Origin of the sequence: Dechloromonas sp. ARDL1 (assembly GCF_051122455.1) — a bacterium.
Lineage (GTDB): Bacteria > Pseudomonadota > Gammaproteobacteria > Burkholderiales > Rhodocyclaceae > Azonexus.
The window spans coordinates 2,826,461-2,835,828 of the sequence record NZ_CP168939.1 but is presented as its reverse complement, the minus strand read 5'-3'; the positions used below and the strand labels follow the sequence as shown (position 1 = coordinate 2,835,828).

Here is a 9,368-nt window from a genome sequence, read left to right as displayed (position 1 = left end):
GGTTTGGAGGTAGTCGGGCTCAACATGCGCGTCTTGCCTCGGAGCCCCAAACGGCGACTGCCGGCGTGCGAGGGGAACGGTATGGCGCTCCTGGGTTGCCTTGGTGGCGGAGGTCGTTGCTGCACCAAGCCATGAGTGGCTTGTTCGGGTTTGCGACGCACCCCCAACGTGATGAAGGGTCGGGGGTGATCACGTTGATTTATGCGAGGTAAGTGTCGAGATATTCCTGCGCCATCTCGGCCGATTTCTCGAAGGCGGCTCGGCTGACCTCGATGTTGAGTTGTACCAGGCGCTCGGTAACGTCGAGCACGCTGCCGGCAAAGGCGCCGGCGCCGGTGAGGGTGGTTTTCTGGGTTTCTGCAATGGCTTCGAAAGCAAATTTCATTGGTTTCTCCATGGGGATGAATGGGGCGCCTGTAGTCGCTCGCTGGAAGGCGGGCAAAACAGGCGCGACGGTGGACGAATCAAGCGGCCGTTTTGCGGACTCCGGTCACTTTCAAGCGCCGTATCGAGCCGTCAGGGAAGTCCCAGGCGATTTCCTGGCCGACCCTCAAGCCGATCAGGGCGCTGCCGACGGGGGTGAGTACCGATACCCTGCCCGCCGCGAGGTCTGCCTCTTCGGGAAAGACCAATTCGATTTCACGTTGCGTTCCGAGGCGTTCGTCCAAATAGACGCAACGGGTATTCATGGTCACCACGTCCTCTGGAACCTGTTCCTTTTTGACTACAATCGCGCGGTCCAGTTCATCCGACAGTTCGTCGTTCAGGGCGTATTCGCGCAAGCGCGCGTAGTCTTCCGCACTCAGCACAGGTGCGCCGAACTCCGGGTATTCTTCGGGTGATGTGTACGGTTTGGTAAAGCAGGTAGCATTCATGGGTGGCATGCTACTGCTCGGGTGGATATCCCGGTAGCCATCGGGAGGGCATCAAAATGTATCCTGTCGGGAAACAATTGTGGCGCGCGATGAGGAATAAGAGGGGCTGGCACACATGGCGGATTTGAATCTGATGGCGGTCTTCGCCCGGGTGGTCGAGGCGGGTAGTTTTTCCGAGGCTGCCCGGCGGGCGGGAACCTCCCGTTCGGCGATCAGCAAGGCGGTGGCCAAGCTGGAAAAGTCGCTCGGCGCACATCTGCTGAACCGGACTACCCGCTATCTCAGCCTGACCGAAATCGGCGCCGCGGTTGCCGAGCACTGCGCGCGCATCCTGGAGGAGGCAACGGAGGCGGAGAGACTGGTCGGCAGCCTCAGCAGCGAAGCGCGTGGCGTGCTGCGCGTCAGCGCCTCGGTGGCCTTCGGTACCTTGCATGTCGCCCCGGCCTTGGCCGAATTCCTGCCGCGACACCCGGAGCTCAAGATCGATCTCAGCATCACCGATCGCTGGGTGAATCTTGCCGAGGAGGGGTACGACGTGGCGATTCATGTCAGCAGCGACCCGCCGCCGAATCTGGTGGCGCGCCCGTTGGCACCGGTTCGGCGCCAGTTGTGCGCGACCCCGGAGTATTTTCGCCGTCGGGGCATTCCGCAGACGCCGGCGGATCTGATGCAACACAATTGTCTGGATTACACGCGCTCCGGTGAGCCGGGGCGTTGGCGCTTCACCGGGCCGGAAGGGGAAATTTCCGTACCGGTCAATGGCCCGCTCCACGTCGATGATGACGAAGCCTTGTCGCAAGCCGTTCTCGGTGGCTTGGGGGTCGGACTGCTGCCGACCTTCATTGTCGGCAAGGACCTGCAGAATGGAAACCTGCAGGCCGTTCTGTCCGAATACATCCCGGTCGAGCGCCATGTGTACGCCATGTACCTGCCGACGCGCCACCTTCCCAACAAGGTCCGGGTCTTCATCGATTTCATGCTTTCCCATATCGGCGCGGAGCCTTACTGGGACCGGCTGTCAGCTTGAGTCGCCGGGATGCTCGCTCGCTGTCTGTCCATTGGCCGGCGCGGTGTGTGTTTCGCTTACGCCTCCGCAGGCGGCGTGGTAGCGCGCTCCCGGTTGGCCAGCAACAAATCCCGCAACAGCTCTTTGGCGAGGTCGTCCGCTTGCCGGTTGCCCAGTTGCCGACTGGTGCCGCCCATTGCCGTCGAGACGACGAGGATCATGCCTGCCACCCAGTAGTAACCCGAAAAGACCTCGCCATCGATTTCGCAGCTGACAGAATGTCTTTCATGGCGCCGGTGCGCGGGAGCCGAGATGTTGCCCAGTACGCTCCTCATGCGCTATCAGGGCCTTACGCGACTCAAGCTGATCTGCTGGAGCAGGGCGTACAACTCGTCCTTGATCGCCAGCTTCTTTTTTTTCAGATGTTCGATTTCTTCCGGCGTGCCCGGCTCCAGGCGGAGTTCCATGTTCCGGACCAGCTTGTCGAGCGTGGCGTGCTTTTCGAACAGGCGTTGAACATGGCGATCGCTCGCCTTCAATTCGGCAATCAGGTCTTCAAATTCATGGAACATGGCCTACTCCTTGGCTGGAAAACCGCTTAAATCACACCTTGGGCGAGCATCGCGTCGGCAACCTTGACGAAGCCGGCGATGTTGGCGCCATTGACATAGCTGACCGTGCCATCTGCCGCTTGACCGTAGTTCAGGCAGGCTTCATGGATGTTGCACATGATTTCATGCAGGCGGGCGTCGACCTCGTCGCGCTGCCACGAGAGGCGCATGGCGTTCTGGCTCATTTCCAGGCCGGAGGTGGCCACACCGCCGGCGTTGCTGGCCTTGCCCGGGGCGTAGAGCACGCCGTTGCCCTCGAAAATCTTCACCGCATCGGCGGTTGACGGCATGTTGGCGCCTTCGGCAACGCAGATGACGCCGTTCTTGAGCAGGGTCTTCGCGTCCTCGCCGTCCAGTTCGTTCTGCGTGGCGCAGGGCAGGGCGACATCGACCGGTACGTGCCAGGGCCGGGCGCCCGCCAGGAAGGTGGCGCCGACACGCTTGGCGTAGTCGCCGACGCGACCGTAGAGGCGGTTCTTCACCTCCATCAGTTCGGCCAGTTTTTCCGGCGTGAAGCCGCTTTTATCGAGCACGGTGCCGCTCGAATCGGACACCGTGACAACCTTGGCGCCCAGCGCCATCGCTTTTTCCACGGCGTACTGCGCGACGTTGCCTGCGCCGGAGACGCTGACGCGCAGCCCGTCGAAACTACGGCCCTGCTGCTTGAGCATCTCCTCGGCGAAATAGACGGTGCCGTAGCCAGTGGCTTCCGGGCGAACCAGCGAGCCACCGAAGCTTGTTCCCTTGCCGGTGAACACGCAATCGGCGCGGTTTGCCAGCTTCTTGTACATGCCTGCCATGAAGCCGACCTCGCGGCCGCCGACACCGATATCGCCGGCCGGCACATCGGTATCGGCACCGACGTGGCGGAACAACTCGCTGACGAAGGCTTGGCAGAAGCGCATCACCTCACCCGGGCTGCGCCCCTTCGGGTCGAAGTCCGAGCCCCCCTTGCCGCCGCCCATGGGCAGCGTGGTCAGTGCATTCTTGAACGTTTGCTCGAAGGCCAGGAATTTGAGGATGGACAGGTTGACCGAGGGGTGGAAGCGGATGCCGCCCTTGTAGGGGCCGATGGCCGAAGAGTGCTGGATGCGGTAGCCGCGATTGACCTGCACCTCGCCTTTGTCGTCGACCCACGATACGCGGAACATGATGACCCGCTCGGCTTCGACCAGGCGGTCAAGCAGTCCGTGTTCGGCGTACTTCGGATGTTGGGCAATGTACGGCCACAGGCTTTCGATGACTTCAGCCGTTGCTTGCAAGAATTCCGGCTGCCCCGGATTGCGCGCGGCGACCTGCTGGAGAAAATCCTCAAAACTCTGGTAACGCATCGTTGCTCCCTGTTTTTATCAGTGGTTGATTGTCCGAAATGGGCGTGATTGGCCGCATTGCGCGCAAGAAAAGCGCTGGTATTGATAGCGGTATGGCAACAATGAGTGCCTTGACTTGGCGCGGCAAATCGAATCGTCGTCAGGGGCTGCGCAGAAACTTCCGGTGGCGAGCGCAGATGAGGAGCTGGCGCGTGGCATTCTCATTGATTTTTTTGGGATGTTCTTGAGAATCCGCTTCGGTCGTTTTTGCAAAGTCGGATGATAGAGTTGGAATCCGAGCTTGATAAGCCATCAAATTTGAACAAAACTGTTTCTATTTTGATAACAATGCAGGCTATGCATGCACGACATTAACGACATGCTTTTCTTTGCCCACGTGGTCAAGGTCCGCAGCTTTTCGGAGGCGGCGCGCCGCCTCAATGTCTCGAAGTCGCGTGTCAGCAAAGCCATCGCCCGCCTCGAAGGAAACCTGGGTGTGCGTCTGCTGCATCGGAGCACCCGCAGCCTGAGCCTGACCGATGTCGGCGAGGCCTATTTCGAGCACTGCGACCGGATACTGGAAGAGCTCGGCCAGGCGGATACGACCATTTCGCGGCTGCACCAGGAGCCGCGCGGGCAGCTGAAGATCAGCGCCCCGGTTGCCTTCAGCACCATGCACGTGGCTTCGGCGCTACCCGATTTCATGGCGCTCTACCCCGACCTGAGCGTTGACCTGACGATCAGCGACCGCCTGGTCGACCTGGCCGACGAAGGCTACGACATCGCCTTGCGCATCACGCGCGAACCGGGGCAGAACCTGGTCGCACGCCAGCTGGCGCCGATCCGCCGCAAGATCTGCGCGAGCCCCGCCTATCTCGCGCGGCGCGGCATACCCCTCGTTCCGGAAGATCTGGCCCAGCACAATTGCCTGGACTACACCTTCATGAACACCCAGGGCATGTGGCACCTCAACGGGTATAACGGCGACGTCTCGATCCCGGTCTCCGGCACCCTGCGCATCAATGATGACGAGGCCCTGTCGCAGGCGGTGCTCGGCGGCCTCGGGCTGGCCTTGCTGCCGACCTTCATCGTCGGCAAGGATTTGCAGGAAGGACGCCTGGTCGAAGTCCTGCCCGGCTATGTGCCGACCGAGCGCTTCATCTACGCCGTGCATCTGCCCAACCGGCATTTGCCGCTGAAAGTCCGGGCCTTTGTCGAGTTCCTGATGAAGCGTTTCGGCCCGACGCCGTATTGGGATCGCTGACCGGATGAACCGGAAGCGCCCCGGTTGTGCTCAGCGGCTCGCAGCCGTGGCCGGGCAGCTGGTCGGGTCGCTGAAATAGGCAGCGGCGCCCAGCCGGCGCAGGCGCTGCAGGTAGCAGTCGTGGCGGGCGGCCCAGCGGTAGCCGCGCTCATCGGCGAGCAGGCCGGGCAGGTTGGTCAGGTCGATTTCGGCGACGCGCAGGTCGTGGCCGCCGGTGGCCTCGACCAGGCCTTCGACCAGCAGCAGGTCGGAGACGAGATAGGCGGCATGCTTGCGCTCGACGCCGAGATGTTCGGCCATGGCGTCGAGACCCATTCCGGCATGCAGTTCCAGCGTGGCACGCAGCATCGCCGGGGAAATATCGCCCAGGCCGGCCGGGCGGTTGAACAGGCGGGCCACCGCCGGGGCAACGCCGCGCGTCACCGGGCGGCTGATAGCGGTCAAGGTCGCGCCTTGCGGCAGATCGTCGGCGATGCCTTGGAGGCGATCGCGCAGCAAGGCGCGCGCAGCTTCCACCTCTTGCGCAGTCATCGGCAGCAGGGTGCAGGGTAGCTCGCTGCTGTTGCGCAGCGCCTTGCACAGTTCGCGATGCCACAGCTTCTGGCCGAACAGGGCGCCGAAGGAGTGGCGCTCGCCGGCCACCTGCAGGCTGCCGCCACCGATGTCGAGAATATGGCTGGTGGTCAGCCGATTGCCGAGCAACTGGCGGGCGCCGAGGTAGCCGTAAGCGCCTTCCTGGCGCTGCGGGATGACCAGTACGGGAACGCCGCTGGCGTTGCGGATGGCCGCAAGGTCGTCCGCGAGCCGGTTGCGATCTTCCTTGGCGGCGATACGCCAGGCGGAAAAGCCGCCGCCCAGCTTGGCGCATGCCGTGTCGAAGCCGCCGCCGGCCGACAGGTCGCGTAGCGCGGCGATGGTGGGCTGCAGGGTTTCAGCCAGTCCGCGCCCGGCCGACAGCGGGCCGAGGTAGTCGATATCCGCCCGCATCACCTCCGGACGGCTGGATTGGCCGGCGCGGATGCCGGAGGAGCCCATGTCGAAGGCGATGCGGCAAGGCTCGGCGGCAGTGGCGGCGGCTGCAATCAGGCAGCCGGCCAGCCCGGCAAGCAGGGCGCGGAAGCGCAGCACGCCGCTTAGAGGTGCAGGTAACCCATGACGCCGGCTGCCAGCCCGAGGGCCGAGGCGCCGTAGACGCCGCCCAGCATCCAGCGCTTGCGGGTGAGCAGCGTGATGGCGGAGAGCGCGATGGCGATCTGGATCAGCGTGGTGGCCAGCGCCCAACGTTCATGGACGTGCATTTCCTGGTTGCTGCGCTCGTCCGAGGCCTTGGCTTCGGCTTCCAGCTTGTCGGCCTCGGCCTTGATCTCTTCCTTTTCCTTCTTGTAGCGCTCGACGGCGGCCTTGAACTTCTCCTGTGCCTCGCCGCTGGTCAGTGTGACGGACAGTTCGGCCAGGTTCTGCTTGTTGCTCTTGGCCTGGTAGTAATTCCACTGGTTCGAAGCGGCCGTCTTCTGGATGGCGGCGTCGTTCTTGAAGAGTAGCGCGGCATTCTGCGAGTGGCCGCCCATGTAGCCGAAGATGGCGCCGACTGTCGACAGAACAGCGGTCAATACGGCGATCCGCGACGTGAAATTGTCGCCGCCGTGCTGGGCGACGTGCTCGACCTCGTGGTCGTGTGGGCCATGAACGTGAAAACCGTGACCGGACATTGGAACTTCCTTTTGATGCGGTAATTGCGGAGTGGTGATTTTATATTGGGTTTTATCCGATCACGGATTTTGCTCACGCGGTAACGTCTGCTGTCGCTGTGTTCGTCATCCAGTTCGGGTTTTCCGGATATTTGGCCTATATATAAAGAGAGAGGCTAGAGAGCATGAGGAGGCATCAGGAAGCAGGCAGCTAATCCATGCTTGCCGCTGCTTCAGTTCGCTGTTTCTTAGGGAGAGAATCATGAACAGAAACAAAATGACAGTCGCCATATCCGGATTGCTGCTTGCTTTGGTAGCAGGTCCGGCAATCGGTGCCGATCAGCCGGTTTATGGCAGCCAGCTGATGACCGCCCAGGAGCGTATCGACCATCGCAACAAGCTGCGTGCGGCAAAGACAGCGGAAGAGCGTGAACAACTCCGGTTCGAACATCATGAGCAGATGCAGTTACGCGCCAAGGAGCGCGGTGTGACGCTGCCCGATACGCCACCGCCGCAAGGAGGTGGCATGGGACGCAGAATGGGGCCCGGAGGCGGCATGGGACCAGGGGGCGGCATGGGCGGAGGGATGGGGCCCGGGCCCAACCGCTAATCTGACTTGCTGCGGGATACTGCCTGATCTCGCACAGGCTATTGATTCGCTAAGCATGGCGGAAACACGGCAGTCTGGCCGGCTGCCGTTTCCCCCTGTAGCGGACGCTTCTTATTGGGCCGGCACGCCTTCCTTGAGATACATCGGCGAGCGCGGGCCATAGAGGATGCCGTTTGGACGGCCGGCACCCAGGAGGCGGGTGCTCGTCCGGCCAGCAATGAGATGCCCTTGGCTGCTAATCGTTTCAACGATCTGGCGGATTGCCGCATTGACCAGCATGCCGATCAGGCCGCCGCTGTTGTTATTGTTGCCCTCGGCGCTGGATGCGGTTGCTGCACCCGCCCACAGTGTGTTGCCGCTCCGCAGGTCGACCAGCTTGGCTTCAGCGGTGACACGGGTTTCGCTCGAAATCACGGCGTACGACGTGCCGTATTGTTTGACGTTGATGTACAGCGCGGCGTCTGCGCCAAAAATCTCGCGCAGCTTGTGGATCGGAACGGCATGGATGTCGGCCGGCATCGTCAGACCGTTTTGCTTGAAGCTTTCGTCCACCAGCGTGACAGGGAAGACGTAGTACCCGGACTCGGCGAGCGGTGCCGTGGTCTGGGACATCATGCTGTAGGTTGCAGCGACGTCAGGCGAGCTGTTGAGCGGAGGCAGGACGAGAATGGATGCCGGGCGTGCTTCCTTGAAGGCCGTGTAGTCATATGGCTTTTGTGTGGCGCATCCGCCGAGCAGGAAGGCGCTCACCGCGAGGGCTGCGCAAAGCAGCGCATGGGTTCTGTTCGTATTCATCAGGGTTGCCTTACTGTTGCTTTTTCTTCAGCAGAAAATCTACGTAGACGGCGCTTTCCGGAAACTGCTGCCGCTCGGCCAGCAGGTTCTGTTCAAGCAGGTCGGTACGTCCTGTCAGCCCGTAGAGCATGCCCAGATGAGCCTGAAAACCCGGTGGGACAGGCCTGCCGCGTGATCTTGCCTCTTCCTTCACCCGCTCCAGATTCTGAATGCCATCCTCGGGGCCTTTGTCGCCCTTGAAGTAGGCGTATTGCTGATCCTGAAAATTGCCCCAGTAGTAGAGCGGTTGCGGGCGACTTACACATCCGGAAAGCAGGACTGCCAAGAGCGCAGCCAGCAAAGGCAGGCTGCGTTTGGAGTGTGTTTGAAGCATGAAGGTCCCCGAGAGTCAGTTGCCCGGGCGCCAGGCGCCAGATTCGATGCCGTTAACCAGCCCGTCGACGGCCTGACGGATGGCCAGGTCGAGGACCTTGCCGTTCAGCGTCGAGTCATAGCTTGCCGTGCCGCCAAAACCGACCACTTCGCGGTTGGACAGTGAATACTCGCCGGCCCCGGCGGTGGAGTAGATGACTTCCGAGGTTTGCACATCGACCACGTTTAATGTCACCTTGGCGTAGGCAATCTGCTGCTTGCCGCGTCCCAGGATGCCGAACAGCTGGTGGTCGCCGACTTCCTTGCGCCCGAATTCGGTCACGTCGCCGGTGATCACGTAGTGGGCGCCCTTCAGTGCCTGCTGCTTCCTGGCAATTTCCGCCTCCTGGCGGATTTCTGTCATGTTCTCGCGGTCCAGTACCGAGAAGCGATTGGTCTGTTGGAGATGGGAAACCAGGATGGTCTTGGCCTGGCTGCCGAGGCGATCGACGCCATCGGTGAAGATGCCGCGCATGAAGCTGGAGCGGTTGTCGAACTTGCCGACGGAAATGGGCTGGCGCACGCCGACGTAGGGGCGGGCAGAAGCGGCCGTTTGTTGCGGTACCAGGGGGCGCGAATCTTCAGTTGCGCAACCGGAAATCGTGGCGACCACGGCAACGCAAGCGCAGGCCAGGATGTTTTTCTTGAACACGGGTTTCTCCTCGAGGATGGCGGTACATCCGGAGCTGTCACGCAAGGCGCGTCCGGAAAAATGCGATTGTAGTATCCAAATGCTGGTGCGGGAAAAGCGGATTGTCGGCTCCGGGCCTCTTGGGGAGGGGCGCGGCGGGCTTGCTG

13 protein-coding genes are annotated in these 9,368 nt (G+C 62.0%); 3 read left to right on the top strand and 10 right to left on the bottom strand.

Annotated features, from left to right (window positions below; genetic code table 11):
* Positions 1 to 199: 199 nt before the first annotated feature.
* Complete coding sequence (locus AB6Q56_RS13975; protein WP_434513730.1) at positions 200 to 385, bottom strand: hypothetical protein; 186 nt, start codon at positions 383 to 385, stop codon at positions 200 to 202.
* A 79-nt stretch (positions 386 to 464) separates the two neighbouring features.
* Positions 465 to 884: a nucleoside diphosphate kinase regulator gene (gene rnk / locus AB6Q56_RS13970; protein ID WP_434513729.1), complete on the bottom strand. Its 420-nt coding sequence runs from the start codon at positions 882 to 884 to the stop codon at positions 465 to 467.
* Positions 885 to 990: 106 nt separating this feature from the next.
* Here rnk and AB6Q56_RS13965 point away from each other — a divergent pair, with 106 nt between their 5' ends.
* Positions 991 to 1,902 carry a LysR substrate-binding domain-containing protein gene (locus AB6Q56_RS13965; protein WP_434513728.1) on the top strand — a complete coding sequence of 304 codons (912 nt, stop codon included), beginning with the start codon at positions 991 to 993 and terminating at the stop codon, positions 1,900 to 1,902.
* A 56-nt stretch (positions 1,903 to 1,958) separates the two neighbouring features.
* Here the strand turns inward: AB6Q56_RS13965 and AB6Q56_RS13960 are convergent, their stop codons facing one another.
* Genes AB6Q56_RS13960 through gdhA form a run of 3 tightly spaced genes read right to left on the bottom strand, consistent with a single transcriptional unit; the run spans position 1,959 to position 3,823 of the window.
* Entirely contained in the window at positions 1,959 to 2,216 is a 258-nt protein-coding gene (locus tag AB6Q56_RS13960) for a hypothetical protein (RefSeq protein WP_434513727.1), read from the bottom strand.
* Positions 2,217 to 2,222: 6 nt separating this feature from the next.
* Entirely contained in the window at positions 2,223 to 2,453 is a 231-nt protein-coding gene (locus AB6Q56_RS13955) for a YdcH family protein (protein WP_434513726.1), read from the bottom strand.
* 26 nt (positions 2,454 to 2,479) lie between these two features.
* The gene (gene gdhA, locus AB6Q56_RS13950; RefSeq protein WP_434513725.1) at positions 2,480 to 3,823 is read right to left on the bottom strand and encodes an NADP-specific glutamate dehydrogenase; all 1,344 of its coding nucleotides are present in this window, start codon (positions 3,821 to 3,823) and stop codon (positions 2,480 to 2,482) included.
* 340 nt (positions 3,824 to 4,163) lie between these two features.
* On the opposite strand from gdhA, the gene AB6Q56_RS13945 reads away from it, so the two are divergent.
* Positions 4,164 to 5,066 (top strand): LysR family transcriptional regulator, encoded by a 903-nt coding sequence (locus tag AB6Q56_RS13945; protein ID WP_434513724.1) that lies wholly within the window; start codon positions 4,164 to 4,166, stop codon positions 5,064 to 5,066.
* Between the two features lie 30 nt (positions 5,067 to 5,096).
* Here AB6Q56_RS13945 and AB6Q56_RS13940 read toward each other — a convergent pair whose 3' ends face one another.
* Both AB6Q56_RS13940 and AB6Q56_RS13935 read right to left on the bottom strand, forming a co-directional pair.
* The gene (locus AB6Q56_RS13940) at positions 5,097 to 6,194 is read right to left on the bottom strand and encodes a Ppx/GppA phosphatase family protein (RefSeq protein ID WP_434513723.1); all 1,098 of its coding nucleotides are present in this window, start codon (positions 6,192 to 6,194) and stop codon (positions 5,097 to 5,099) included.
* Positions 6,195 to 6,199: 5 nt separating this feature from the next.
* A complete protein-coding gene (locus AB6Q56_RS13935; RefSeq protein WP_434513722.1) occupies positions 6,200 to 6,775 on the bottom strand; it encodes a DUF4337 domain-containing protein in 576 nt (191 codons plus the stop codon).
* A 241-nt stretch (positions 6,776 to 7,016) separates the two neighbouring features.
* Here AB6Q56_RS13935 and AB6Q56_RS13930 point away from each other — a divergent pair, with 241 nt between their 5' ends.
* Complete coding sequence (locus AB6Q56_RS13930; RefSeq protein ID WP_434513721.1) at positions 7,017 to 7,364, top strand: hypothetical protein; 348 nt, start codon at positions 7,017 to 7,019, stop codon at positions 7,362 to 7,364.
* Positions 7,365 to 7,475: 111 nt separating this feature from the next.
* Here AB6Q56_RS13930 and AB6Q56_RS13925 read toward each other — a convergent pair whose 3' ends face one another.
* Genes AB6Q56_RS13925 through AB6Q56_RS13915 form a run of 3 tightly spaced genes read right to left on the bottom strand, consistent with a single transcriptional unit; the run spans position 7,476 to position 9,222 of the window.
* Positions 7,476 to 8,159, bottom strand: a complete 684-nt coding sequence (locus AB6Q56_RS13925) for a DUF799 domain-containing protein (protein WP_434513720.1) — start codon at positions 8,157 to 8,159, stop codon at positions 7,476 to 7,478.
* Positions 8,160 to 8,169: 10 nt separating this feature from the next.
* Positions 8,170 to 8,532 carry a DUF4810 domain-containing protein gene (locus tag AB6Q56_RS13920; protein ID WP_434513719.1) on the bottom strand — a complete coding sequence of 121 codons (363 nt, stop codon included), beginning with the start codon at positions 8,530 to 8,532 and terminating at the stop codon, positions 8,170 to 8,172.
* 15 nt (positions 8,533 to 8,547) lie between these two features.
* A complete protein-coding gene (locus tag AB6Q56_RS13915; RefSeq protein WP_434513718.1) occupies positions 8,548 to 9,222 on the bottom strand; it encodes a CsgG/HfaB family protein in 675 nt (224 codons plus the stop codon).
* Positions 9,223 to 9,368: the final 146 nt, after the last annotated feature.

Bases quoted from the DNA above. Each gene is read 5' to 3' on its own strand.
- AB6Q56_RS13930 (WP_434513721.1), top strand. From the start codon at position 7,017: ATGAACAGAAACAAAATGACAGTCGCCATATCCGGATTGCTGCTTGCT.
- rnk (WP_434513729.1), bottom strand. From the start codon at position 884: ATGCCACCCATGAATGCTACCTGCTTTACCAAACCGTACACATCACCC.
- AB6Q56_RS13955 (WP_434513726.1), bottom strand. From the start codon at position 2,453: ATGTTCCATGAATTTGAAGACCTGATTGCCGAATTGAAGGCGAGCGAT.
- gdhA (WP_434513725.1), bottom strand. From the start codon at position 3,823: ATGCGTTACCAGAGTTTTGAGGATTTTCTCCAGCAGGTCGCCGCGCGC.
- AB6Q56_RS13945 (WP_434513724.1), top strand. From the start codon at position 4,164: ATGCACGACATTAACGACATGCTTTTCTTTGCCCACGTGGTCAAGGTC.
- AB6Q56_RS13925 (WP_434513720.1), bottom strand. From the start codon at position 8,159: ATGAATACGAACAGAACCCATGCGCTGCTTTGCGCAGCCCTCGCGGTG.
- AB6Q56_RS13920 (WP_434513719.1), bottom strand. From the start codon at position 8,532: ATGCTTCAAACACACTCCAAACGCAGCCTGCCTTTGCTGGCTGCGCTC.
- AB6Q56_RS13960 (WP_434513727.1), bottom strand. From the start codon at position 2,216: ATGAGGAGCGTACTGGGCAACATCTCGGCTCCCGCGCACCGGCGCCAT.
- AB6Q56_RS13965 (WP_434513728.1), top strand. From the start codon at position 991: ATGGCGGATTTGAATCTGATGGCGGTCTTCGCCCGGGTGGTCGAGGCG.
- AB6Q56_RS13975 (WP_434513730.1), bottom strand. From the start codon at position 385: ATGAAATTTGCTTTCGAAGCCATTGCAGAAACCCAGAAAACCACCCTC.
- AB6Q56_RS13935 (WP_434513722.1), bottom strand. From the start codon at position 6,775: ATGTCCGGTCACGGTTTTCACGTTCATGGCCCACACGACCACGAGGTC.